The following is a 23,962-nucleotide window of genomic DNA, read 5'->3' on the forward strand; positions in this document are numbered from 1 at the left end:
TGTTCGTGGCTTGCCCCACGCCGCCCTTCCCGCGGCGGACAGGACAGGCCGCCCCTTTCAGGATGACAGTCCCCGTGATGATTTCCCTCCGCCGTTCCCACCGCCTGATGCACTCCGTGGCGGCGATCGCCCTGGTGATGGGCGGGGCCGCGCAGGCCGAGCCGGCCGACCAACCGGCCACCGTCATCGTCACCGGCGTGCGCGATCAGGGCTTCCGCGCCACCGACACCCAGTTCGGCGCCGCCGGCACGGTGCTGGACACCCCGGCATCGGTCAGCGTCGTCACCCGCGACCTGATGGACGACCAGCAAGCCCGGCGGCTGAGCGACCTGATCCGCAACGACGCCTCCATCGGTGAGAACTACGCACCCGAAGGCTATTACGAGGACATCGCCATCCGGGGCTTCCCCCTGGATCTGGCCACCGGCCTGCAGATCAACGGCCTGACCATCGCCGGCGAACAGCCGGTGGCGCTGGAGAACAAGCAGCGGGTGGAGTTCCTGAAGGGCCTGGCCGGCGTGGATGCCGGCGTCGTGGCCCCGGGCGGCCTGGTCGACTACGTCACCAAGCGGCCGGCGGACGTGCGCAGCCTGACCCTGGGCACCGACAACCGGGGTGGTTTCTACAGCGCGGTGGACGTCGGTTCCGTCTTCGGCGAGCGCAAGCAGTATGGCCTGCGCCTGAACGCGGCGCATGAGGACATCGCCAGTTACGTCGACCATGCCGACGGCTACCGCAACTTCGGCTCCATCGCCGGCGATTGGCGCGCGACGGAGAACGACACCTTCAATCTGGACCTGGAATACCAGCGCCGGGTGCAGCACTCCGTCTCCGGCTATCAGTTGCTGGGCGGCACCGCCCTGCCGGCGCTGGACACCGTGTCGCCGGAGCGGATGCTGGGCGCGCAGTCCTGGACCAAACCCGTCACCATCAACGCCCTGAACCTGTCCGGCCAGTATGAGCACCGGTTCAGTGACGATTGGCGCCTGGCGGTTTCGGCCGGCCACAGCCGCACGGTCATCGACGACAACGTGGCCTTCGCCTATGGCTGCTACAACGTCCCCAGTTGCGCCGCCGGCGACTCCCCCGGCTACTACTTCGCGCCCAACGGCGACTTCGACGTCTATGACTACCGCAGCCCCAACGACGCGCGGGAGGATGACCAGGCCCAGGCCCTGCTGCTGGGCAAGGCGGCGACCGGTGCCATCGGCCACAGCCTGACCCTGGGCGCCAGCGTCTTCCGCCGCACGGTGACGCAGACCGACTACGTCTATGACTATGTCGGCAGCGACAACATCTATAACCCCACCCCCCTGGCCTTCGACCGTTCCCCCAACAACCCAGGCGCCAATTACCAGCGGCTGGACAGCCGCCAATATGCGCTCATCGGCATGGACAGGGTGGACCTGGGCGCCCTGGTCCGGGGGCTGGAGTTGGACGCCGGCGTGCGCGGCGTGTTCCTGCGCGAACGCGCCTATGACGTCAGCCACACCACCATCCGCAACACGGCGGAGACGCTGCCCCTGCCGCAGGCGGCCCTGGTCTACAAGCCGCTGGCGGCCGTGACCCTATACGCCAGCCATTCGCGCGGCCTGTCGCTGGGCGGCCAGGCGCCGGCCTGGGCCACCAACGCCAGCGAGATCCTGTCGCCGTCGCTGTCCTGGCAGGACGAGGTGGGCGCCAAGTACGATTGGAACGGCCTGCTGCTGGGCGCCAGCGTCTTCCGCCTGAGCAAGGCGTATGAGTACGCCAAGCCCGACGACAGCGCCTACGGCTTCACCTATGTGCGCCAGGGGACGGAACGGCACGACGGGCTGGAGCTGAACGCCGCCGGCCAGGTGACGGACGCCCTGCGCCTGACGGCCAGCGCCACCTTCATGCATGCCGTGGCCTATGGCACGGGCACGCCCGCCTATGACGGCCACCAGGCCATCAACGTGCCCCACGTGCGTACGGCGCTGTACGCCGATTACACCCTGCCCCACCTGGACGGCCTGGCCTTGCTGGCCGGGTGGCAGTATGTGGGCGCGCGGGCGGCGGCGCGCGACGCCGTGGCCACCGCGCCGGCCTATCATCTGTTCAACGCCGGCCTGCGCTACGCCCCCAGCGCACTGGACGAAAAGCTGACCCTGCGGCTGTCGGTCGACAACCTGCTGGATCGGCGCTACTGGAAGGATGTTGGCGAAAGCGCCGGCGACGCCTATCTGCATCTGGGGGCGCCGCGCACGGCGCGCTTCACGATCCAGTATTCCCTGTAAGGCCAACAGTCCCTGTAAGGTCCGTCCCCATTTCATGAGCGCCTCCCCCGCCCGGTCCCGGTTAGAGAGCCCGTCCCCCCTGGCCCACGGCATGGGCATGGACGCGGTGCTGCCCGACTGGCCGCCCCTGACGGTGGCGGAGGTGGCGGGCCTGCTGCGCCATTACCCGGACGCGGGCACGGTGCGCGGCATCCTCAGCCACAGCCCCCGCCCCTTTTCCGCCGCCTCGGTGGTGGCGATGGTGGGCGGAACCCGCGCGGCGGTGTTCGTGAAGCGCCACCACGCGCGGGTGCGCAGCGCCGCCCAGTTGGGGGACGAGCACGCCTTCATGGACCATCTGCGCCGCAACGGCGCGGCCTTGGGGTTGGGGATCTGCGACGTGCTGGTCACCGGCACCGGCACCCGCGCCGTGACGATGGGCGAGTGGACCTATGAGGTCCACGGCCTGGCGCCGGGCCTGGATGTCTATCGGGACGCGCCGTCCTGGACCCCGTTCCAGGAGGTTTCCCACGCCCACGCGGCGGGCGGGGTCATGGCCCGACTGCACCAGGCGGCGGCGGGCTTTGACCGACCGCGGCGCGCCGGCCAGCCGCTGGTGTCGGGCTTCACCCTGTTCGCCGGCGACGATCCGCTGGCGGCCATGGCGGACTACGTGGCCACCCGGCCCGCCCTGGCCGACTATCTGTCCACCCGGCCCTGGCGGGAGGACACGCGGCGCCTGCTGCTGCCCTTCCATGACCGGCTGAGGCCCCACCTGGGCCATCTGGCGCCGCTGTGGACGCACAACGACCTGCACGCCTCCAACCTCACCTGGACGGGTGCCGGCCCCACGGCGACGGTCGCGGCGGTGCTGGATTTCGGCCTGGCCGACCGCACCACCGCGCTGTACGACCTGGCCACGGCCATCGAGCGCAATACCTTGGAATGGCTGGCGTTGACGGAGTCACGGGCCCCCAAGGTGCATCACGACCAAGTGGCGGCCCTGCTGGCCGGCTATCACGCCGTCAGCCCCCTGGACGCCGGGCGGCGCCAGGCGCTGGCCGCCCTGCTGCCCCTGGTGCATGCGGAATTCGCCCTGGCGGAAACCGACTATTTCCACGGCATCACGCGATCCGCCGGGAATGCCGGCCTGGCCTACGAGGGGTATTTCCTGAGCCATGCCGAATGGTTCCACGGCACCGACGGGCAGGCCCTGCTGGCCTTCATCCGCGACCTGACCCTGTAACAACCAACGGCGCCGCCCCTCATGTCCCCGCTGGAAATCGTCGCCGTCATCATCAGCGCCCTGGCCGTCTGGACCACCACCCGCCGGTCCCTGTGGTGCTGGCCGCTGGGCCTGGCGTCCGTGGCGCTCTATGGCGTGGTCTTCCTAGAGGCCAAGCTGTATTCCGATATGGTGCTGCAGGCGGTGTTCGGCGCCTTCCTGGTCTATGGCTGGGTCTGCTGGCGGCGGGGCCTGCGCGATGAGGGACAGGTGGTGGTGCGGCCGCTTTCCGCCCGGGGCGCGATCCTGGCCCTGGCCGCAGGCGCCGTGGCCAGCGCCGCCTGGGGCTTGGCCATGGCCCGCTGGACCGATGCCTCCCTGCCCTATCTGGACGCCACCCTGGCCGGCTTCAGCCTGGTGGCCCAGTATTGGACGGCCCGCAAGCATATCGAGAATTGGTGGCTGTGGATCGCGGTCGACGTGGTCTATGTCGCCCTGTACCTGGTCAAGGACCTGTACCTGACCGCCGGCCTCTACGCCGCCTTCATCGTTCTGGCCATCCTGGGCCTGCGCAGCTGGCGGGCCGGCACCGAAGTCCCGGCCGTGCAGCCGCTTTAAGCTGTTCCCTCAATTGCCGGGCGGACGCGGTCGCGTCCTAATTTTTCCCTTAGACCGAACCGGCGACTTGATGCACGCCCACCACGTTGCGGAACAAGGCCGCCACCCGGTCGCTATACGCCGATGCCGTATCGGGCAGCTGGATGTCCACCTCCAGCATGTCCTCACCCGGAACGTCGGCGCGGCGGCGGGCGTAGACGTGTAGAGGCACGATGTCCAACCGGGCCAGCGTACCCATCAAGCGGGACAGCAGGCCGGGGCTGGCGTCGGCCGCCACCGAAAGCATGACGGGGCTGGAGTTCAGGGGCGCGGCGGCCGTCGCCGCGCTCATACCCGAGTCTCCGGCAGGCCGGCCACCGGCACGGCGGCCACGGCTACGGCCCGGCGCACGGCGGCCTCCGCCGCCTCGCCCTCATGCCCCACGACGACGGCGTGGGCCGTGGCCCAGGGCCGGCCAGCCCGCCGGTCGGCCTCACCCCGATGACGGGCGACCGATAGGGCGTAGTCGATGGCGGCATCCAGGCCGTCGGTGTTCTCCACAGGGTCCAGGCGGCTCCAGTCCAGGGTCACGTCCAACGGACCGGCACGGTTGACGGCCAGGGCGACGAAGCCTTCGCCGCTGCGCACCAGCGTCAGGGTGGGATGCAGGACGGCGTAATCGGCGGGAGAACAATCCAAGGGGGGCATGGCGGCGGCTCTTCAACAAATCGTGTTCCGATGAGAGCAACAATAGCGACCATGGCGCGCATAGTCTTTGCGAAGACGGTGTAATTTTGCCATTCTCAACATGGATCATGTTTCAAAATGCCATCATGGAAATGAGTCATGCGACATAAGCTGGATGGGCTGGATTGGAAAATCCTGGACGTGCTGCAGCAGGACGGCGCCGCCTCGGCCGCGGACGTAGGCGACAAGGTGGGGCTGTCGCAGTCCCCCTGCTGGCGCCGCATCCAGCGGCTGGAGGAAACCGGCCTGATCCGGCAGCGGGTGGCCCTGCTGGACCGGCGGGAGCTGGGCCTGAACTTCCTGGTCTTCGCCCATGTGAAGCTGGAGGCGCACGCTGGCGACAGCCTGGACGCCTTCCGCCGCGCCATCGCCGACATTCCAGAGGTGCTGGAATGCTTCGTGCTGATGGGCCAGGTGGATTTCCTGCTGCGCATCGTCGCCAAGGATGTCGAGGCCTATGAGGCGCTGTTCTTCAAGAAGCTGTCGCAACTGCCGGGCGTGCGGGAAATCAATTCGATGATGGCAGTGTCGACCGTCAAGGAGACGACCGCGTTGCCGTTGGGGCAGCTGCGCGCGGATCTAGGGTAGTTTAGGAACCTAACGTTTCCCACCTAAGCGGGAACGCCCTTGATACCGGCCGGCCGCCAACCATGATCTTGCACCGCCGCACCGTCCTGTCCCTGCTGCTGGCCTTCAGTGCCGGCGGGGTCCGCGTCGCCCCAGCCCAGGAAGTGATGCAGGCGCCACCACCCCCCATCCGCATGCTGGTGCCGGAACTGCCGGTTCTGGGGGAGCGTGATGCGCAAGGACACCCCACCGGGCTGGTGGTGGAGCAAGCCCAGGCCATCCTGGACCGCGCCGGCATTCCCGCCACCATCGAGCTGGTGCCGGCCGTGCGCCTGTATGCCGAACTGGCGCGGGCCGACCTGGCACCGGCAGGGGCGCCGATGGAAGCGGGCGGCCCCAAAACCTACGGCATGATCGCCCTGCCCATCCGCGCGCCCTATCAAGCCATCGTGCCCTTGGCCCTGACCATGTCCGCGCGCCTGGTGGCGGTCGCCCGCCGGGGGGTGCCACTGGCCACCCTGGAGGACTTGCGCCAAGTGGGCCCCGTGGCGATGAGCGCCACGGGCACCCAGGCGCTGGCGCCCATCATTCAACGCTACGGCCTGGCGGTACAGACGGTGCCCTCCATCGTGAACGGCCTGCGCATGCTGACCCATGGCCGGGTGAACGCCGTCCTGGGCATCGCCGCCGTCATCGATGTGGTGGCTCGGGAGGATGGCCTGACCGATCAGTTGGGGGACCGCCTGGAGATCACCACCATGGAGGCCTGGCTGGCCTGCGGCCCCACCGTTCGCACTGCGCCGGAAACCGCCGCCCTGCGTGACGCGGCCGAGGCGCTGTATCGCGAAGGTCGGCTGGAGGCCATCACCCGCCAGCATTTCCGCAAGGCCGACAGCGGCAGCTGAACCACCGGTCAGCGGGCGTGCTCCGGGGCCAACGTGACAGCTTGCAATTAGGTCAATTACGCATCGATTTGGGGTAGTCCAGACGGGGACGGTCGCCCACCTGACCGATGACGTCACCATTCCCAGGCCTGCCTGTCCCATGACCCTAGATCGCCGCGCCCTGCTGTTCGCGCTGCTGGCTGTGACCGCCAGCACCAAGGGGCGCGCCCAAGCGCAGGCACCAACGGGGCCGATCCGTTTGCTGGTGCCCGAATTGCCGGTATTAGGCGCGTGGAACGCCCAGGGGATGCCCACGGGGGTTATGGTGGAACAGGCGCAGTCCATCCTGGACCGGGCTGGCGTCCGCGGCACCATCGAACTGCTACCGGCCGTGCGCCTCTATACCGAACTGCTACGCGATCAGGGCAGCGGTGGCCCCAAGACCTACGGCATGATCGCGCTTCCCCTTGAGGCCCGTCACAAAGCCATCGCGCCCCTGGCCCTGACCATGCGCGCGAACGTGGTGGCTGTTGCCCGCCGGGGCGTGCCGCTGGCGACGCCGGACGATTTGCGCCGGTTGGGAGCGGTGGCGGTCAGTGGCGCCGGTATCCAGGTGCTGGCTCCCCTGATCCAGCGCTACGGGCTATCGGTGCAGGCGGTGCCCTCCATGGTCAATGGCCTGCGCATGGTGGCCCGGGGCCGGGTGGACGCCATGCTGGGCATCGCCTCGGTCATCGACGTGGTCGCGCGGGAGGATGGACTGAGCGATCAGTTGGGGGAGCGCCTGGAGATCACCACCATGGAGGCCTGGCTGGCCTGCGCCCCCAACACCCAAGGCGCGCCGGAAACCGCCGCCCTGCGCGAGGCGGCTGAGGCGCTGTACCGCGAAGGCCGGCTGGACGCCATCGCCCGACCGTATTTCCATAAGGCAGACAGCGACAGCTGAGCCGCACGCCGGTGGCGCGAATACAACTTTTAATAAAAATACATTTGCTGATGCATCCAAATTGGCGCACCGTGATGTTTGTTGCCCCGGTAACCCCGCCGGGGCTCAACACAGACATCCAGCGGGAGGATGCGCATGCTCACGCCCATGAAGGTGCCGCAAGGCGGCTTCAACCAAGAATTCAGACAGCACCCGAATTTCCCCGGCGGCTATATCTACAGCCACACCGGTGACAACTACGACGCCTATATGAGCGATATCTATCCGCTGCTGCCGGACCGGGTGTCGTTTTCCACCCATGAGCTGCCGAGCGACCTTCAGAAGGACCAGCCCGGGACCAACGGAATCCCGCAGACGGCGGTACTGTACCCCTATCCCGGCACGCCGCCGGCGGGCATGCCCTGGCGCATCACCCTGCGGGCGGGCCACGCGACGGTGGACTGCCTGCTGATCGCCCGCATTCTGACGATGCAGCCCGTGTCCGGGGACGACGGCACATCGGACGCCAGCGTCACCTGGTCCAAGGGGCTGATCGAGCGCCATACCGAAACCACCCTGCTGGCCGGCAATACGCTGTATGAGCTGGTGGGGGAGGACGGCGACCGCTATGCCCTGGTGGCGACGTTCCCGACGGACGACGGGTCCAGCGACGCGATCGACCTGCCCCCGCCGCCGCCCGGCTATCAGTATGAAACCAGCCCGCTGGAGGAGGACTTCGTGCTGACCTGCCACCAGTTGGCCCACATCCTTGTCACCAGCGGCTATAACTTCCAACGCTACGAGCGGGGAAGCCGCCCGGACTGAGGACAACCGGACAAGCGTGGGGCCGGGAAGTCGCCCTCCCGGCCCCGTTACCCGTTGATCACCCCTTGCGGGATTTACGCCTCGGGGCTTTACGCCTCGCTGGCCGGCCGGTCGCCCATCAGGGCCGCCTGCGCCGCCGCCAGGCGGGCGATGGGCACGCGGTAGGGGGAGCAGGAGACGTAGCTGAGCCCCACCTTCTCACAGAAGTAAACCGACGCCGGGTCGCCGCCGTGCTCGCCGCAGATGCCCAGCTTGATGTCCGGGCGGGTCTTGCGGCCCCGTTCGGCGGCGATGGACACCAGCTCGCCCACGCCTTCCGTGTCCAGGGTCACGAAGGGGTCGTGCTCGAAGATGCCGGCCCGCTGGTAGTCGGGCAGGAAGCTGGCGGCGTCGTCGCGGCTGATGCCGAAGGTGGTCTGCGTCAGGTCGTTGGTGCCGAAGCTGAAGAACTCCGCCGACTGGGCGATCTCCGCCGCCCGCAAGGCAGCGCGCGGCAGCTCGATCATGGTGCCGACCAGATAGTCGATCTGCACGCCGGAGGACTGCTTCACCTCGCCCGCCACCCGGTCGATCACGGCCTTCAGGATGTCCAGTTCCTTCTTGGTGCCGACCAGGGGGATCATGATCTCAGGGATCACGCTCTGGCCGTCCTTGCCCACCTCGACCGCCGCCTCGAAGATGGCGCGGGCCTGCATCTCATAGATTTCGGGATAGGAGATGCCCAGGCGGCAGCCGCGATGGCCCAGCATGGGGTTGGCCTCGTGCAGCTGCAGGGCGCGGTGGCGCACCCGCTGGATGTCCGTGCCGGCGGCCTTGGCCACCTCGTCCATCTCCGCCTCGCTGTTGGGCAGGAACTCGTGCAGCGGCGGATCGAGCAGGCGGATGGTGACCGGCAGGCCGGCCATGATGCGGAACAGCTCCACGAAATCCTGGCGCTGCATGGGGGCGATCTTGGCCAGGGCGGCACGGCGGCCGGCCTCCGTCTCCGCCACGATCATCTCGCGCACGGCGATGATGCGCTCGGTATCGAAGAACATGTGCTCGGTCCGGCAGAGGCCGATGCCCTCCGCCCCGAATTTCACCGCCGTGCGGGCGTCCAGCGGGGTTTCGGCGTTGGTGCGCACCTTCATGCGGCGGAAGCGGTCGGCCCAGCCCATCAGGATGGCGAAGTCGCCGGACAGTTCCGGCTGGATGGTGGGCACATGGCCCAGCATGACCTCGCCGGTCGAGCCGTCGATGGTGATGATATCGCCGGCGGCGATCTTCTCGCCGCGCACGGTCATCACGCCGGTCTTGTAGTCGATGCGCAGTTCACCGGCACCCGACACGCAGGACCGGCCCATGCCGCGCGCCACCACGGCGGCGTGGCTGGTCATGCCGCCGCGGGTGGTCAGGATGCCGGCGGCGGCGTGCATGCCGTGGATGTCCTCCGGGCTGGTTTCCACGCGGCAGAGGATGACGGCATCGCCCATCTGGGACAGGCGCTCCGCCTCATCGGCGGAGAACACCACCTTGCCGCAGGCCGCACCCGGGCTGGCGGGCAGGCCCTTGGCGATGATCTTGCGCTCGGCCTTGGGGTCCAGGGTGGGGTGCAGCAGCTGGTCCAGGGACTTGGGCTCGATGCGGCGCACGGCCTCGGCCTCGTCGATCAGGCCTTCCTGCGCCATGTCCACGGCGATCTTCAGCGCGGCGGCGGTGGTGCGCTTACCATTTCGGGTCTGCAGCATGTACAGCTTCTTCTGCTGCACCGTGAACTCGATGTCCTGCATGTCGCGGTAGTGCCGCTCCAGCTTCAGGCGCACGGCGTCCAGCTGCTGGAACACCTCCGGCATGCTCTCTTCCATGGCCGGCAGGTCGGACCCGTTGGCCTGGCGGCCGGCGATGGTCAGGTGCTGCGGCGTGCGGATGCCGGCCACCACGTCCTCGCCCTGGGCGTTGATGAGGTATTCGCCGTAGAAGGCGTTCTCACCCGTGGACGGGTTGCGGGTGAAGGCCACGCCGGTGGCGCAGTCGTTGCCCATGTTGCCAAACACCATGGCCTGGACGTTCACCGCCGTGCCCCAGCTGGCCGGAATCTCGTGCAGCTTGCGATAGGTGATGGCGCGCTGGTTCATCCAGCTGCCGAACACGGCGCCGATGGCGCCCCACAGCTGTTCCTGCACATCCTGCGGGAAGGGGCGGCCCAGCGCCTCCTGCACCACGTCCTTATAGCCCTCGATCACCGCCTGCCAGTCGCCGGCCTCCAGGTCGGTATCGTAGCTGAGGCCCCGGTCGCGCTTGTGGCTGTCCAGGATCTCCTCGAAATGGTGGTGGTCCACGTCCAGCACGACGTTGCCGTACATCTGGATGAAGCGGCGGTAGCTGTCATAGGCGAAACGCTCGTCCCCCGACCGCTTGGCCAGGCCGCGGACGGTGATGTCGTTCAGGCCCAGGTTCAGCACCGTGTCCATCATGCCGGGCATGGAGGCTCGGGCGCCGGAACGGACGGAGACCAGCAGGGGGTTGTCCGCGTCGCCGAAGGTGGCGCCGATGATGCCCTCAACCGCCCTCAACCCGGCGGCGACCTGGTCCTTCAGCTCGGCCGGGTACTGGCGGCCGTTGTCATAGAACCAGGTGCACACCTCGGTGGTGATGGTGAAGCCGGGCGGCACGGGCAATCCCAGATTGCTCATCTCCGCCAGGTTGGCACCCTTGCCACCCAGAAGGTTCTTCATCTCGGCCCGGCCCTCGGCCTTGCCGTCACCGAAGCTGTACACCCACTTGGACACGCTGCTCATGGTTCCTCACCCGATGCGTTCGGCGGGGCCGCGGCCGGTTGTCTGTTGGGCCGCCGCTCGCCAGTTTCCCCGAAGTTTTCACTGCGATTTATGTTTTTTCGGGGTCCGGCCAAGACCGGCCCCGTTTTGGTCACGCGTACTGATATCAAAGCCTTGCAAACAATCCCGGCCAGCGGAAGGGCCAAGATTGTGACCGCCCGATGCGGTGGGCGCGGGCGGCCATACGAAAACGGGGGCCGGTTTCCCGGCCCCCGCGACTCATCCCTCGATGACCGAGAAATCCGCCACATGGTTCAGCGTGCGACGGATGCCGGCCAGCAGACGCAGCCGGTTGGCCCGCAGGGCCGGATCGTCGGCGTTCACCGTCACCTTGTCGAAGAAGGCGTCCACCGGGCCGCGCAAGGTCGCCAGGGCGGCCATGGTGCCGACGTAGTCCTCGGCGGCCAGGGCCGGTTCGGACGAGGCGCGGGCCGTATCCAGCGCCGCCGCCAGCGCCTTTTCCTCATCCACCTGCAACAGCGCCGCGTCCGGCACGCCGTCATGGGCGTGGCCGTCCTTCTTCTCCTCGATGCGCAGGATGTTGGCGGCGCGGCGGAAGGCGGCCAGCAGGTTGGCGCCGTCGTCGGTGTTGACGAAGCCGGCCAGCGCGTCCACGCGGGCCAGCAGGCGGACCAAATCGCCCTCCGCCCGGCCGGCGAGCGCCGCCGCGATCAGGTCGTGGCGCACGCCCTTCTCGCGCAGGGCCACCACCAGGCGGTCCGCGAAGAAGGCCAGCAACTCGCCATCCAGGGCGGCGTTGTCCAGGGCCAGTTGGCCGCGCGCCACCAGGAACAGGTCGCTGAGGTCCACGCGCAGGCCGTTCTCCACCACCAGGCGGATGACGCCCAGGGCGGCGCGGCGCAGCGCGAACGGATCGCGGGAGCCTGTGGGCTTCTCATCGATACCGAAGAAGGCCACCAGGGTGTCGATCTTGTCGGCCAGGGCCACCGCCACGGAAACCGGCGCGGTGGGGCAGCTGTCGCTGGGGCCCAAGGGCTTGTAATGGTCGGCGATGGCCTCGGCCACGGCGGCATTCTCGCCCTGCTCATAGGCGATGTAGCGGCCGACGACGCCCTGCACCTCGGGGAACTCACCCACCAAGCCGGTCACCAGATCGGCCTTGGCCAAGCGGGCGGCGCGGCGGGTGGCGTCCACGTCGGCATGGATGGCCCGGGCGATGACCGCCGCCAGGCCTTGCACCCGCTGGACCTTGGCCGCCGTGGTCCCCAGCTTGGCATGGAAGGTGATGTCGGCCAGCTTCTCCGCCTGCTTCTCCAGCGGCACCTTGCGGTCCAGGTCCCAGAAGAACTTGGCGTCCGACAGGCGGGCGCGCAGCACGCGCTCGTTGCCGGCCACCACGGCCCGGCCTTCGTCCTCGGTGGTGCGGTTGGCCATCAGGATGAAGCGGGGCGCCAGCTTGCCGTCAGCCGTCTCCAGCGCGAAATAGCGCTGGTGCGTGCGCATGGAGGTGGTCAGCACCTCCGCCGGCACGTCCATGAAGGCCTGGTCGATGGTGCCGATCAGGCCCACGGGCCATTCCACCAGGCCCGCCACCTCTTCCAGCAGGCCGGGATCGTCGCGCAGGGTGAGGCCCTCGGCGGCGGCTAAGGCGTTGGCCTGTTCCAGGATGCGGGCCTTGCGCGCCTCACGGTCCAGCACGACGAAGGCGCCGGCCAGCTTTTGCTGGTAGTCGGCGAAGTCGGCGATGGTCAGCACGTCGGGCGCCAGGAAGCGGTGGCCGCGCGTGGTGTTGCCATAGGGCAGGGTGACGGCGGTGGGCTCACCAGCCAGGCACACGGTGCCCTCGGACGCCTCGGGCGCCGGCTCGGCCGTCTTCAGGGTGAGGTAGCCCGGCACCACCGCGCCGTCGAACAGCGCCAGGATGGACTGCAGCGGCCGCACCCAACGGAAGGTGTTGCCGCCCCAGCGCATGGATTTGGGCCAGGGCAATTCACGGATGGCGGCGTCGATGATGCCCGGCAGGGCGTCGATGGTGGCCCCACCCGGCTTTTCCACCACGGCGAACCAGAACACGCCCTTGCCGGTGTCGCGCTGTTCGCACTGGTCCAGGCTGGTCAGGCCGGCGCCGCGCAGGAAGCCCTGCACAGCCGCGTCGGGGGAGCCGACGCGCGGGCCCTTGCGCTCATCGCGCACGTCGGCCTGGCGCACCGGCAGGCCGGTCACGGCCAGGGTCAGGCGGCGCGGGGTGGAATGGGCGATAGCGTCGGTGAAGGACAAGCCGGCGTCGGCCAGCTTGGTGGTCACCAGGCGCTTGAGGTCATCGGCCGCGCGCACCTGCATGCGGGCGGGGATTTCCTCGGAAAACAGCTCGATCAGCAGCTCGGCCATGGTTCAGGCCCCCTTACCGGAAACGGGCCCAGGCAGGGTCCAGTCGACTTTCTTGTCCCCCGCCACCCAGGCCTCGCAGCAGGCCTTGGCCAGGTTGCGGACGCGCAGGATATAGCTCTGCCGCTCCACCACCGAAATCACGCCGCGCGCGTCCAGCAGGTTGAAGTTGTGCGAGGCCTTGATGCACTGCTCATAGGCCGGCCAGGCCAGGCCGCGCTTCAGCAGCTCGGCGCACTCATGCTCCGCGTCCTCGAAATGGCGCAGCAGCATGGCGGTGTCCGCCACCTCGAAATTATAGGCGCTCTGCTCCCGCTCATTGCGGTGATAGACATCGCCGTACTTCACGCCCTGGCCGTTGAAATCCAGGTCGTACACGTTCTCGACGTTCTGGATGTACATGGCCAGGCGTTCCAGGCCGTAGGTCAGCTCCGCCGCCACGACCTCGCACTCGATGCCGCCCACCTGCTGGAAGTAGGTGAACTGCGTCACCTCCATGCCGTCGCACCACACTTCCCAGCCCAGGCCCCAGGCGCCCAGCGTGGGGCTTTCCCAGTCGTCCTCGACGAAGCGGATGTCGTGCTGCGCCGGGTCGATGCCCACGCGGCGCAGGCTTTCCAGGTAGATCTCCTGCACGTTGGCCGGCGAGGGCTTCAGGATCACCTGGTACTGGTGATGCTGGTGCAGGCGGTTGGGGTTCTCGCCATAGCGGCCATCCTTGGGCCGGCGCGACGGCTGCACGAAGGCGGCCTTCCACGGCGTGGCGCCCAGGGCGCGCAAGGTGGTGGAGGGATGGAAGGTGCCGGCCCCCATCTCCATGTCATAAGGCTGGAGGATCAAGGCCCCCTGCTCCGACCAGAACTGGTGGAGCGTCAGGATTAATCCCTGGAAACTGAGCTTCGCCGCGCCTGAGGCCGCCATCGCCTGACCGTCTTCACACTGGAAGGGCGGAAAAGGAACCTTTCGGGCCCGAAAACCCGTCCTCCCCAGCCCTTTGTTGCGTTGCGGCGCACCTTACAAGGCGGGCGAACCCCAAATCAAGGCGGCGACCGGCGCGTTTGCCGCATGCGGCCCCCCTTTTGGCGCGGGTGTGGCAGGCATGTTTCGCGGGGCACCGGCGCCGTTTTGAAAAGGTCCCGTGCTGTTTCGCAAAGGCCCGCGCTGTTTTGCAAAGGAATGGGCCCGCTTGATCCCGCTCAACGCGGCGGAACCCAGGGCCGACGTATCGTTTTTCCAAGAGGAGCCTGCCGGCGCCCCCAGCGCCCCAGGTCCCCGCCCCCCTTTTCCCAGGGAGTTTGCCTTTCATGGACGACCAGACCGAAACGCTCGCCTTCCTGACCTATCCGGACTCCTTCGGCGCCCGGGGGCGGGTGGAGCGTATCGACACCCACATCTCCCACGTCTTCCTGGCGGGCGACCGGGCCTACAAGCTGAAGCGCGCCGTGCGCTATTCCTATCTGGATTATTCCACGGTGGAACGGCGGCGGCACTTCTGCCTAGCGGAGCTGGCGGTCAACCGGCGTTTCGCCCCCAACCTGTACCTGGGCCTGCGCCCGGTGCTGCGCACGCCCGACGGCCTGATGCTGGGCCCGGAATGGGCGGCGGGGGAGGATGAGCCGCCGCTGCCCGAGGGCCAGGTGGTGGATTGGCTGCTGGTCATGCGCCGTTTCGACCAGGACGCCCTGCTGGACCGCATGGCGACCCAGGGGCGCCTGACGCCGCAGCTGATGCTGGATCTGGCCGACCGCCTGGCCCGCCTGCACCGGGCCCAGCCCGCGCGGATGGATGGCGGCGGGGCCCAGGGCCTGGGCGAGGCCATCGCCATTACCCGCGCCAACCTGAAGCCGGGCGACGCCTTCACCGCCAGCGAAATCCGCGCCTGGAACGCCAAGGCGCAGGCGGCCCTGGCGGCGCAGGGCTTCCTGCTGGACGCGCGGCGCGACGCCGGCCGGGTGCGCGACTGCCACGGCGACCTGCACCTGGGCAACGTCTGCCTGGTGGATGGCGCCCCCACGCCCTTCGACGCCATCGAGTTCGACCCCAGCCTTGCGCGCACCGACGTGCTCTATGACCTGGCCTTCCTGCTGATGGACCTGTGCTTCCGCGAGCGGACGGATTTGGCCAGCCTGGTGCTGAACCGCTATCTGGACCTGACGGGGGAGGATGTGCCCAGCCCGGAGGGGCGGCCGGTGGGCGGCCTGCCCACCCTGCCCCTGTTCCTGTCGGTGCGCGCCGCCGTGCGGGCCCAGGTGACGGCCGCAGCCGCCCGGCGCCAGACCACGCCCACGCAGAAAACGGCGGGGGCGGTGGAGGCCGACCGCTATCTGCAACTGGCGCTGGAGTTCCTGCGCCGCGACCGGCCGCGCCTGGTGGCGGTGGGCGGCTTCAGCGGCACGGGCAAGTCCACCCTGGCCCGCGACCTGGCGCCCCTGCTGGGTGTCGCGCCCGGCGCCCGGGTGCTGCGGACCGATGTGATCCGCAAGCAACTGTTCGGCGTGGCCCCGGACCAGCCCCTGCCGGATGAGGCCTACACCCCCGCTGTGGGCGCCACCGTCTATGACCGCCTGCGCACCCAGGCGGTCGCCTGCCTGGCCGCCGGGCGCAGCGTCATCCTGGACGCGGTCTTCGCCCGGGCGGAGGAACGGGATCTGGCGGCAAAGGTGGCGGCGGAGGCGCGCGTGCGCTTCACCGGCCTGTGGCTGCAGGCGCCGCAGGATGTGCTGGCGGAGCGGCTGGCCCGCCGGGAGCAGGCCCCCGTCCGGGACGCGTCGGACGCCGACCTACCCGTCTTGCTAAGCCAGATGCGCCAGGGCGCCGGCGACGTGCGCTGGGCTATCCTGGATGCCGGCATGCCCCCCGCGGCGGTGCTGCGCCAGGCGGAAGAGCTGGCGCAGCGCCCGGCGGCGGAGGGCAGGACCGGCCGTCCACCCACTGGCCGCGCCGCCCGGTCCGTCGACCCCATTTTCGGCCCTGGTCCATTCCCTGGAATGAGGTAGCTCCGGTGGATCCCTATGCCCTGCTGGGCGTCGCCCGCGACGCCGATGAAAAGGCCATCCGCACCGCGTACCGCGCGCTGGCCAAGAAGCATCATCCGGACCTGAACCCCGGCAAGCCGGAGGCGGAGGCCAAGTTCAAGGAGATCGCCGCCGCCTACGCCCTGCTATCCGACCCGGAGAAGCGCGCCCGGTTCGACCGGGGGGAGATCGACGCCACCGGGGCGGAGACCGCGCCGCGCGGCCCGACCGGCGGAAGCGGTGGGTTCTATCGCCAGCACGCCGGTGACCCCTTCGCCAGCGGGCACGGGCGCTATCAGGCCGGCCCCGAGGACCTGGGCGGCTTCGACCATGAGGATCTGGAAAGCCTGCTGCGCCGCGCGTTTGGACAAGGTATGGGCGGGCACGGCATGGGGGGCCAACCCGGCGGGGGACAGCGCGGCGGCTTCCCGCTGAAAGGGACGGACGCGCACTATTCCCTGACCGTGGATTTCCTGACCGCCGCCAAGGGCGCCACCCGCCGCCTGACCCTGCCCGACGGGCAGGTGCTGGACGTGGCCATCCCCGCCGGGCTGAAGGACGGGCAGTCCCTGCGCCTGGCGGGCAAGGGCGGGCCGGGCCTGAACGGCGGCCCGCCCGGCGACGCGTTCGTGGAGGTGACGGTGTCGCCCCACCCGCTGTACCGCCGCGACGGCGACGACATCGTCATCGAACTGCCCGTCACCCTGAAGGAGGCGGTGCTGGGCGCCAAGGTCAAGGTGCCCACCATCCACGGCAGCGTCATGCTGGCCATCCCGCCGGGGTCCAGCAGCGGCACCCGCCTGCGCCTGAAGGGCCGGGGCATCCGTCAGGGCCACCAGGTGGTGGAACTGGCGGTGGTGCTGCCCAAGGGGGAGGAGCCGGAGCTGGCGGCCTTCCTGGAGGGATGGACGCCCCGGCACGACGCCGACCCCCGCGCGGGTCTGGCCGACCTGGACCGTGAGGGAGCTTGAGGCCATGAGCACGACCCTGTTGACGCTGGAGTCCGTGAGCGCGCGGTTTCCCGATATCGCCGTGCAGGAAATCCACTGGTGGGTGGCGCAGGGCTGGGTGCGGCCGGATGGCGACCGCGCGCCGGAGCATGCCGGCGACTGGCGCTTCCATCCCGTGGACGTGGCCCGCGTCGGCCTGATCCGCGACCTGCGCCATGACATGGGGGTGGCGGAGGACACGCTGCCCCTGGTCCTGTCCCTGATCGACCAGGTCTACAGCCTGCGCGCCGCCCTGCGCGGCGTGGCCGGCGTGCTGGACCGCCTGCCGCCCGAGGTGCGCCAGGTGGTGCTGTCGGCGACGGCGGAACCGGAGCCCGACGGGAACCGCCCCAAGCCTTGACCCATCTCAAGGCCAGGAGACGCGCGGGGGTGTCTTCTGTCGGCGACTGGACGGCCCCCACGGGGCGCCGCCCCACCCCTCCCGACAGAACCACGACAGGAAGGACCACCCCAATGTCTTTGCCCCGGACCATGAAGGCCGCCGTCGTCCACACCCTGGGCCAGCCCCTGGAGCTGCGCGAGGTGGCGGTGCCCGAGGTCGGCCCCGGCCAGATCCTGGTGCGCATCCAGGCCAGCGGCGTCTGCCACACCGACCTGCACGCCGCCGATGGCGACTGGCCGGTGAAGCCGCAGCCGCCCTTCATCCCCGGCCATGAGGGTGTCGGCTACGTCGCCGCCGTGGGCGCCGGCGTGACCAACGTGAAGGAAGGCGACCGGGTGGGCGTGCCCTGGCTGTACACCGCCTGCGGCCACTGCGAACACTGCCTGACGGGCTGGGAAACGCTGTGCACCGCCCAGCAGAACACCGGCTATTCCGTCAACGGCGGCTATGCCGACTATGTCCTGGCCGATCCTAATTTCGTCGGGGTGCTGCCCGACAGTGTGGGGTTCGAGGAGATCGCCCCCATCCTGTGCGCCGGCGTCACCGTCTATAAGGGCCTGAAGGAGACGGAGGCGCGGCCCGGCCAATGGGTCGCCATCTCCGGCATCGGCGGGCTGGGCCATGTGGCCGTGCAATACGCCAAGGCCATGGGCCTGCACGTCGCCGCCATCGACGTGGCCGATGACAAGCTGGAGCTGGCCCGCAAGCTGGGCGCCGACCTGACGGTGAACGCCCGCAAGGAAGACCCGGCCAAGCGCCTGCACAGCGACATCGGCGGTGCCCACGGCGTGCTGGTCACCGCCGTCTCCCGCCCCGCCTTCACCCAGGCCGTGGGCATGAGCCGCCGCCACGGCACCGTGGCCCTGATCGGCCTGCCGCCGGGCGAGTTCGGCCTGCCCATCTTCGACGTCGTGCTGAACCGCATCACCGTGCGCGGCAGCATCGTCGGCACCCGCGCCGACCTGGCCGAAGCCCTGGCCTTCGCCGGCGAGGGCAAGGTGAAGGCGGAGGTGGAGGTCCAGCCCCTGGACGCCATCAACACCATCTTCGACCGCCTGCGCGCCGGCACGGTCAACGGCCGCGTGGTGGTGACGCTGTAAACAAAGTATCCAGCGGCGCTGACATCCGTCAGCGCCGCTGCGGGCACTCGGGCTTGCCGCAGGGGGTGGAGTTGCGGGCGACGTAGGCGCCGCAAATGGCGCAGGCGTGCAAATCCTCGGCGGCGGGTTCCGGCGCCCGGGGGGCGGCGGCGCCAGGCGCACGCGCGGTGGGCGCCCCACCGACCGCCCCGCCGGCCATCTTGCGCCGCTGGGCCATGGCGCCCCACTGATACGCCTTCCACACCAGGACGACCAACCCGACCAGGACCACCAGCTTCGCCAGCATCAACGGCCCCGCGCGGCGGTGAAGGGCTGGGGGAACGGGGCGTGGGTCATGGGCGGGTCGTCTTGGGATAATAGATCAGGCGGCGGAGAGTAAGCCGCCGCAAGCCGGTCGTCAAAGCGGCATGCGCCGCTGGAGCGTCAACGCGGCATGAGCCGCTGGGGGGCGTCACAGCACGCCCAGCCGCGCCAGGCGGGACAGGGCGTCGGGCGGCATGACCACCTCACCCGCCCAATGGGCGGCCAGGGCGCCCATCTCCTCCACCGAAGCCATGACGCCGCCGCCGGTGACGGCGGAGGCCAGGCGTTCGGGCAGGCGGACCTCATGGTCCGGCGCGGCGCCCATCAGCAGGCTGTCGGCCAGCAGGGCCTGGTTCAGGCGGCGCACCCCCGGCAGGGCCGCCTGGATTTGCGCGTCGGCCAGGCAGGGGGACAGCACGTCGCCGGCCACGAGGATGGCCACCGCCCGCAGCAGGCAGCCGGCGCTGTCGGGACCCCAATCCGGCACCGTGCGCGCCAGATGCTCCACCAGGTCGGCCAGGGTGGCGGGGCCGCCGGCCAGCACCGCCAGCACCGGATGGAACAGCCGCGACACCTCGGGATCGGGGCTGCCCAGCGGCAGGGTGAAATCGGGCAAGGCGGCGCCGGGCTCGCCCAGGGCCACCAGGCGCAGGGCGCCCAGCCGGGCCACCCGCTGGCGGGCGTCCAGCGCCAGCGGCCCGCGCACGAAAATGTCCCGGCGCAGCGGCTGATTGGTGACGTAGTCCTTCACCGTTTCGGCCAGGGCGCGGGTGGGGGCGGACGCGGCCATGTCCTGCTGCGCCCGGGTCATCATCAGGTCGGGGAAGTTCTCCACCCAGGCGGCGCTGGCGGCATAGCTGAGCTTGGCCGCCGCCAGGTCGTCGGCCACCTGGGCGTGGTAGGCCGGCTGCCAGCCGCTGTGCATGTACTCATGCACCAGATAGGGCGCCGTGGCGCCGCGCAGGCGGTCGGTACGGGCACTGGCCGCCGCGTTGCCGGTGAAATAGCCGGCCCCCTGGTTCAGCAGGTGCAGCAGCAGGTCGCGTGCCTGGTCGCCGGCGGCGGCCTTGGGGCCGGGCAGCGCCTGGCCATAGGCGTTCAGCAGGAACTGCACCGGCATGGCCGCCGCCCATCCCGGCAGGCAGTTGTAGCTGAGATAGGCGGCACCGCCCGGCTTCAGCCGGCGGGCGATGAGGCGGGCGATATGCCGCCGGCTCTCATCCCCCACCCAGGTGTAGACGCCGTGCAGGGCCACATAATCCACCGGCGGCAGCAGGCCCGTCGTGTCTTCCGCCAGTTCCGCGAAGTCGGCCTCGACCAGGCGGATGTTGGCCAGGCCGGCGGCGTGGGCCAGGCGCTGGGCGCCATGGATGTGGGTGGGGTTGAAATCGACGGCGATGACCGTCATGTCCGGCCGGGCCGCCGCCAAGGCCAAGGCCGACAGCCCATGGCCGCAGCCCAGTTCCAGCCAGACCGGTCCCGCCCCTGCCGCCTGCGGCGGCGAACCATTCCCAACAGCCGCCTGCGGCGGCGCGACACCCGCCAGCGCCAGCGCCGTGTCCAGCCACAAGGGCGACAGTTCCCTGTACCAGCCCCGGGTGTAGTCGATGTCGGAGGCGTAGCCCCGGGTCCAGTCGGCGGTCATGGCGGTGTCTTCGCGGCTGAAAAATCACTGATAGTGCGGGGCTTAACCGGCGACAAGCCCGGCTTTGGGATGTCATCCCTGGGGGCGCCCCTGGGGGTGTTCCGGGGGGCGCTGGATCAGGCCGCGCCACAGCCCGCCGGCGACGGCGGCCAACTTGGCCCCGCGCCCCCGTTCCAGCACCGCGATCTTGACCACGGTGCTGGCCAGGATGCGCAAGGTCCACCCCGTGAGCGCCGGCACGGCGCGGCCATGCAGGCGCCAGGTCCACACCGCGTTGCGAGCCTGGAACCAGCGGCGCCGGGCCCCATGATGGGTCACGGCCAGGGACCGCCCCCCCACGAGCACCTGAGTGAGGGCGCCCAGCCGATGGTCCACCAGGGCATCCCGCACCGCCACCAGGCGGAAGCCGGCGCGGCGCAGGCGCAGCGCATATTCCACATCCACCCAGTCGATGAAAAAATCATCGCGCAGGGGGCCGCAGGCGCGGAAGGCGGCGGCGCTGACCAGGCTGCCCGAGGCCGGGGCCAGCAGCAGGTCGGACAGCAGCGGCCCCTCCATGCGGGGCACCACCGTCCAGCGCCGGCCATCGGCGCTGACCACCCAGGGGGTGTCGGGAACACCAGGTTCCACATTGCGTGCCGCCAGTAGGCCGGTATCCGCCGGGGCGGTGGCCAGGGCGGCGGCGAAGGCGGCCCGCAGGCCCGGCCGCGCCACGCTGTCCTGGTCCAGCAGCAGCAGCCAGTCCGCCCCCGCGGCCAAGGCCTGGACCGCCAGGCGATTCTGCGCCGCCGCCAGGCCGATGTTGGCGGTGTCGGTGGCCAGGCTGGCCCCCGCCGCCGCCACGGCCCCGTCCACCCGCGCGTCATCGGTGGCGTCCCGCCCCCGTTCCTGCTGGAACAAATGCACGCTATCCGCCACGGCGGCGGCGGCGGCCAGGCAGGCGGCCAGCCCATCGTCGGGCCGATAGGCGACGATGAGGGCGGCGATGCGGCCGGGAAACCGGGGGCCCAGGGGCGGCGGGGCGGAAGAAGGCGGTGGGGCGTCCATGACCGCCTTGCATACCAGCCGGCCCCCGCCTTGGCGACACCCGTCGCACGGGGGGCATGGCCTGGGGCAGGACACCAGGGGAGGCGCGCCGGCCCGCCCCCGCTTTGCCGCTTGACCCAGGGCCGCTCTGTCCCCCATGAATCGCCTGAGAATGACACGGGCGGCCCCGGGGAATACGGGGACTGGCCGGTTGGGGGAGCGCCGATCGGTGTGCGGGGAAACCTGGCACAGGGGTTGGCGCTTTGTTGTTTGTGGGCTTGGCGGCGCAAGGGGCGCCGCCAGACCCGAAAGCCGTTATCCAAGAGGCGGGGCGACCGGCACGTGGATCAGAAGAACCCGGACCACCCCGAGGCGGGGTCAGCGCAAGACGCCGCGGCCGCGCACGGTCAGGCCACCAGCGACCTGGAGGGCGCCCCCTTGGGGGCCGATCCCGGCAGCCTGCATGTACCGGGCACCGCCATCGACGCGGCCCCGCCGCCGCCCACCCGCCCCTTGCGTGGCCCCACCGGCATGGCCCTGGCCCGCGCCGTGAGCCGCATGGTCGCGCATGGGCAATTCGGCGACGTGGCCAGCCGCCTCTGGCAATCGCTGGCCCCACGATCCTTCTATCGCGCCTGGACCCTGCGCCGCGACGGGCCGCGCCGCACCGAGGCGGGCGAAATATCCGTCGCCCTGGCCCGCCTGCCCGCCCCGCCGCGCATCAGCCTGATCATGACAGGAGCCGAGGCGAGCGGCCTGAAGCCCGCCGCCTGGGCCACCGCCGTGCGCCGGACGGTGGACAGCCTGACCCGCCAGATCCATGACGCCTGGGAACTGTGGCTGCCCGCAGACACCGCCGTGGACTTCCGCGATCCGCGCGTGAAGCGCCGGGAGGCCGGCCTGCCCGTCCTGGGCCAGGTGGAAGGCGACACGGTGGCGCTGCTGACACCGGGCGACCTGCTGCCGCGCCACGCCCTGGCGCTGTGCGTGCTGGCCATGGCGCAGAACCCGGACACGGAGATCCTGTACACAGACGAGGAATGGACCGATCGGCTGGGCCACCCCTTGCGCCCGGTGCTGAAGCCCGCGTTCGACCCGGACCTGCTGTACGGGTCCAGCGGTGTCTACCCCGGCCAGTTGCTGCTGATGCGCACGGCGCTGGCCCGGCGCGCCATGGCCGTGGGCCAGCAGGCGGGGCAACTGGACCGCTACCGCCTGTTGCTGGAGGCCACCCACCTGGCGGGGCGGGGGCATATCCGCCACATGCCGCGCGTCCTGCTGCGCCGCCGCCGCCCCCTGCCCCTGGGCGGCCTGCCGGCCCTGCAATCCTTCCTGGCGACCTATCATCCGGGCGCGGTGGCCGAACCCGTGACGGAAAAGGACGGCAAGGGCGAGGTCCACACCGCGCGCCGGGTGATCTGGCCGCTGCCCGAGCGCCTGCCCGTGGTCAGCCTGCTGATGCCGACCCGCGACCGGGTGGAGATGTTACGCCCCTGTGTCGAGGCCATCCTGGGCGAAACCCGCTATCCCGCCTTCGAGCTGGTGGTGATGGACCATGAGAGCCGCGACCCGGAGGCCCTGGCCTATCTGGATGGGCTGCGCGACCGACCGGGCGCCCGGGTCATCCCGCACCGCGGCCCGTTCAATTTCGCCGACATGATGAACCGCGCCGCCGTCGCCGCCGCCGGCGAGGTGCTGGTGTTCCTGAACGATGATGTGGAGCCGCAGAACCCGGACTGGCTGCGCGAGCTGGTGTCGCAGGCCATCCGCCCCGATATCGGGGCCGTGGGGCCTAAGATCCTGGCGACCAACGGCACGGTCATGCATGGCGGCATCGTGCTGGGCCTGGGCAACGGCCCGGGTGCCGCCCGCCTGGCCGGGTCCCGTTTCGCCGGCCGGCCGGGCAACACCGTGGGCGACCTGGGCATCGGCCTGTGCGCCCATCGCGTCAGCGCCGTGGCCAGCGCGTGCATGGCCATCCGCCGTAGTTGTTTCGAGGCCGTCGGCGGCTTTGACGCCGACACCTTTCCCATCGCCTTCAACGATGTGGACATCTGCCTGCGGCTCGAACAGGCAGGGTATGCCACCCTGTGGACGCCCCACGCCGTGCTGACGGCGCTGGAGCCCTACGCCTCCGACCGCCGGGAACGGGTGGAGCAGGAGCGCCTGGCCTTCCTGGAGCGCTGGGGTGCGGCCATCGGCCACGACCGGTCCTGGAACCCCGGGCTGTCGCTGGACGGGCCGGAGGACTGGCTGGCGCTGCCGGGGCTGGTTCACGGTCCGGTGACGCGGTGACCGCGTGAGCCTTTCAGA

The 23,962-nt window shown here is 70.1% G+C and carries 20 protein-coding genes; 12 read left to right on the forward strand and 8 right to left on the reverse strand.

The window, feature by feature from the left end:
- Positions 1-77: 77 nt before the first annotated feature.
- Genes ULB03_RS18640 through pnuC form a run of 3 tightly spaced genes read left to right on the forward strand, consistent with a single transcriptional unit; the run spans position 78 to position 4,080 of the window.
- Complete coding sequence (locus tag ULB03_RS18640) at positions 78-2,258, forward strand: TonB-dependent siderophore receptor (RefSeq protein WP_322485230.1); 2,181 nt, start codon at positions 78-80, stop codon at positions 2,256-2,258.
- Between the two features lie 34 nt (positions 2,259-2,292).
- Positions 2,293-3,483, forward strand: a complete 1,191-nt coding sequence (locus ULB03_RS18645) for a phosphotransferase enzyme family protein (protein ID WP_322484602.1) — start codon at positions 2,293-2,295, stop codon at positions 3,481-3,483.
- A 21-nt stretch (positions 3,484-3,504) separates the two neighbouring features.
- Complete coding sequence (gene pnuC, locus ULB03_RS18650) at positions 3,505-4,080, forward strand: nicotinamide riboside transporter PnuC (protein WP_322484603.1); 576 nt, start codon at positions 3,505-3,507, stop codon at positions 4,078-4,080.
- A gap of 49 nt (positions 4,081-4,129) precedes the next feature.
- Here pnuC and ULB03_RS18655 read toward each other — a convergent pair whose 3' ends face one another.
- Complete coding sequence (locus tag ULB03_RS18655) at positions 4,130-4,411, reverse strand: hypothetical protein (protein ID WP_322484604.1); 282 nt, start codon at positions 4,409-4,411, stop codon at positions 4,130-4,132.
- On the reverse strand, positions 4,408-4,767 hold the full coding sequence (locus ULB03_RS18660) for a hypothetical protein (RefSeq protein WP_145734627.1): 360 nt from the start codon (positions 4,765-4,767) through the stop codon (positions 4,408-4,410). The genes ULB03_RS18655 and ULB03_RS18660 overlap by 4 nt, the downstream gene beginning before the upstream one ends.
- Positions 4,768-4,905: 138 nt before the next feature.
- Between ULB03_RS18660 and ULB03_RS18665 the strand changes: the two genes are divergently transcribed.
- The 4 genes from ULB03_RS18665 (at position 4,906) to ULB03_RS18680 (ending at position 8,007) form a co-directional block, all read left to right on the forward strand.
- Positions 4,906-5,394: an Lrp/AsnC family transcriptional regulator gene (locus ULB03_RS18665; RefSeq protein WP_145734628.1), complete on the forward strand. Its 489-nt coding sequence runs from the start codon at positions 4,906-4,908 to the stop codon at positions 5,392-5,394.
- Positions 5,395-5,456: 62 nt separating this feature from the next.
- Complete coding sequence (locus ULB03_RS18670; protein ID WP_322484605.1) at positions 5,457-6,278, forward strand: substrate-binding periplasmic protein; 822 nt, start codon at positions 5,457-5,459, stop codon at positions 6,276-6,278.
- 139 nt (positions 6,279-6,417) lie between these two features.
- Positions 6,418-7,203, forward strand: a complete 786-nt coding sequence (locus ULB03_RS18675) for a transporter substrate-binding domain-containing protein (protein ID WP_322484606.1) — start codon at positions 6,418-6,420, stop codon at positions 7,201-7,203.
- A 135-nt stretch (positions 7,204-7,338) separates the two neighbouring features.
- Positions 7,339-8,007 carry a hypothetical protein gene (locus tag ULB03_RS18680; protein ID WP_322484607.1) on the forward strand — a complete coding sequence of 223 codons (669 nt, stop codon included), beginning with the start codon at positions 7,339-7,341 and terminating at the stop codon, positions 8,005-8,007.
- An 89-nt stretch (positions 8,008-8,096) separates the two neighbouring features.
- Here ULB03_RS18680 and ppdK read toward each other — a convergent pair whose 3' ends face one another.
- The 3 genes from ppdK to ULB03_RS18695 form a co-directional block, all read right to left on the reverse strand.
- Positions 8,097-10,784, reverse strand: coding sequence for a pyruvate, phosphate dikinase (gene ppdK / locus ULB03_RS18685; protein WP_322484608.1), 2,688 nt, complete (start codon positions 10,782-10,784; stop codon positions 8,097-8,099).
- A 258-nt stretch (positions 10,785-11,042) separates the two neighbouring features.
- Positions 11,043-13,172, reverse strand: a complete 2,130-nt coding sequence (glyS, locus tag ULB03_RS18690) for a glycine--tRNA ligase subunit beta (protein WP_322484609.1) — start codon at positions 13,170-13,172, stop codon at positions 11,043-11,045.
- A 3-nt stretch (positions 13,173-13,175) separates the two neighbouring features.
- Complete coding sequence (locus ULB03_RS18695) at positions 13,176-14,090, reverse strand: glycine--tRNA ligase subunit alpha (RefSeq protein WP_322484610.1); 915 nt, start codon at positions 14,088-14,090, stop codon at positions 13,176-13,178.
- 383 nt (positions 14,091-14,473) lie between these two features.
- Between ULB03_RS18695 and ULB03_RS18700 the strand changes: the two genes are divergently transcribed.
- The 4 genes from ULB03_RS18700 to adhP all read left to right on the forward strand — a co-directional run bounded on the left by ULB03_RS18700 (position 14,474) and on the right by adhP (position 18,675).
- On the forward strand, positions 14,474-16,165 hold the full coding sequence (locus tag ULB03_RS18700) for a bifunctional aminoglycoside phosphotransferase/ATP-binding protein (RefSeq protein ID WP_322484611.1): 1,692 nt from the start codon (positions 14,474-14,476) through the stop codon (positions 16,163-16,165).
- A 5-nt stretch (positions 16,166-16,170) separates the two neighbouring features.
- Positions 16,171-17,154 carry a DnaJ C-terminal domain-containing protein gene (locus ULB03_RS18705; protein WP_322484612.1) on the forward strand — a complete coding sequence of 328 codons (984 nt, stop codon included), beginning with the start codon at positions 16,171-16,173 and terminating at the stop codon, positions 17,152-17,154.
- A 4-nt stretch (positions 17,155-17,158) separates the two neighbouring features.
- Entirely contained in the window at positions 17,159-17,533 is a 375-nt protein-coding gene (locus ULB03_RS18710; RefSeq protein ID WP_322484613.1) for a chaperone modulator CbpM, read from the forward strand.
- A gap of 113 nt (positions 17,534-17,646) precedes the next feature.
- Positions 17,647-18,675, forward strand: a complete 1,029-nt coding sequence (gene adhP, locus ULB03_RS18715; protein ID WP_145734636.1) for an alcohol dehydrogenase AdhP — start codon at positions 17,647-17,649, stop codon at positions 18,673-18,675.
- Between the two features lie 28 nt (positions 18,676-18,703).
- Here the strand turns inward: adhP and ULB03_RS18720 are convergent, their stop codons facing one another.
- The 3 genes from ULB03_RS18720 to ULB03_RS18730 form a co-directional block, all read right to left on the reverse strand.
- Entirely contained in the window at positions 18,704-18,961 is a 258-nt protein-coding gene (locus tag ULB03_RS18720; protein WP_322484614.1) for a hypothetical protein, read from the reverse strand.
- A 165-nt stretch (positions 18,962-19,126) separates the two neighbouring features.
- Positions 19,127-20,623: a class I SAM-dependent methyltransferase gene (locus ULB03_RS18725; RefSeq protein WP_322484615.1), complete on the reverse strand. Its 1,497-nt coding sequence runs from the start codon at positions 20,621-20,623 to the stop codon at positions 19,127-19,129.
- A gap of 72 nt (positions 20,624-20,695) precedes the next feature.
- A complete protein-coding gene (locus tag ULB03_RS18730; protein ID WP_322484616.1) occupies positions 20,696-21,670 on the reverse strand; it encodes a glycosyltransferase family protein in 975 nt (324 codons plus the stop codon).
- Positions 21,671-21,991: 321 nt separating this feature from the next.
- Between ULB03_RS18730 and ULB03_RS18735 the strand changes: the two genes are divergently transcribed.
- On the forward strand, positions 21,992-23,944 hold the full coding sequence (locus ULB03_RS18735; protein WP_322484617.1) for a glycosyltransferase family 2 protein: 1,953 nt from the start codon (positions 21,992-21,994) through the stop codon (positions 23,942-23,944).
- Positions 23,945-23,962 lie beyond the last annotated feature (18 nt).

The sequence above is a fragment of the Nitrospirillum goiasense genome (assembly GCF_034427435.1).
Taxonomy (GTDB): Bacteria; Pseudomonadota; Alphaproteobacteria; order Azospirillales; family Azospirillaceae; genus Nitrospirillum.

What these genes read in the sequence shown, in the direction of transcription:
- ULB03_RS18640 (WP_322485230.1), top strand. Translation starts at nt 78, where the DNA reads ATGATTTCCCTCCGCCGTTCCCACCGCCTGATGCACTCCGTGGCGGCG.
- ULB03_RS18645 (WP_322484602.1), top strand. Translation starts at nt 2,293, where the DNA reads ATGAGCGCCTCCCCCGCCCGGTCCCGGTTAGAGAGCCCGTCCCCCCTG.
- pnuC (WP_322484603.1), top strand. Translation starts at nt 3,505, where the DNA reads ATGTCCCCGCTGGAAATCGTCGCCGTCATCATCAGCGCCCTGGCCGTC.
- ULB03_RS18655 (WP_322484604.1), bottom strand. Translation starts at nt 4,411, where the DNA reads ATGAGCGCGGCGACGGCCGCCGCGCCCCTGAACTCCAGCCCCGTCATG.
- ULB03_RS18660 (WP_145734627.1), bottom strand. Translation starts at nt 4,767, where the DNA reads ATGCCCCCCTTGGATTGTTCTCCCGCCGATTACGCCGTCCTGCATCCC.
- ULB03_RS18665 (WP_145734628.1), top strand. Translation starts at nt 4,906, where the DNA reads ATGCGACATAAGCTGGATGGGCTGGATTGGAAAATCCTGGACGTGCTG.
- ULB03_RS18670 (WP_322484605.1), top strand. Translation starts at nt 5,457, where the DNA reads ATGATCTTGCACCGCCGCACCGTCCTGTCCCTGCTGCTGGCCTTCAGT.
- ULB03_RS18675 (WP_322484606.1), top strand. Translation starts at nt 6,418, where the DNA reads ATGACCCTAGATCGCCGCGCCCTGCTGTTCGCGCTGCTGGCTGTGACC.
- ULB03_RS18680 (WP_322484607.1), top strand. Translation starts at nt 7,339, where the DNA reads ATGCTCACGCCCATGAAGGTGCCGCAAGGCGGCTTCAACCAAGAATTC.
- ppdK (WP_322484608.1), bottom strand. Translation starts at nt 10,784, where the DNA reads ATGAGCAGCGTGTCCAAGTGGGTGTACAGCTTCGGTGACGGCAAGGCC.
- glyS (WP_322484609.1), bottom strand. Translation starts at nt 13,172, where the DNA reads ATGGCCGAGCTGCTGATCGAGCTGTTTTCCGAGGAAATCCCCGCCCGC.
- ULB03_RS18695 (WP_322484610.1), bottom strand. Translation starts at nt 14,090, where the DNA reads ATGGCGGCCTCAGGCGCGGCGAAGCTCAGTTTCCAGGGATTAATCCTG.
- ULB03_RS18700 (WP_322484611.1), top strand. Translation starts at nt 14,474, where the DNA reads ATGGACGACCAGACCGAAACGCTCGCCTTCCTGACCTATCCGGACTCC.
- ULB03_RS18710 (WP_322484613.1), top strand. Translation starts at nt 17,159, where the DNA reads ATGAGCACGACCCTGTTGACGCTGGAGTCCGTGAGCGCGCGGTTTCCC.
- adhP (WP_145734636.1), top strand. Translation starts at nt 17,647, where the DNA reads ATGTCTTTGCCCCGGACCATGAAGGCCGCCGTCGTCCACACCCTGGGC.
- ULB03_RS18720 (WP_322484614.1), bottom strand. Translation starts at nt 18,961, where the DNA reads ATGCTGGCGAAGCTGGTGGTCCTGGTCGGGTTGGTCGTCCTGGTGTGG.
- ULB03_RS18725 (WP_322484615.1), bottom strand. Translation starts at nt 20,623, where the DNA reads ATGACCGCCGACTGGACCCGGGGCTACGCCTCCGACATCGACTACACC.
- ULB03_RS18730 (WP_322484616.1), bottom strand. Translation starts at nt 21,670, where the DNA reads ATGGACGCCCCACCGCCTTCTTCCGCCCCGCCGCCCCTGGGCCCCCGG.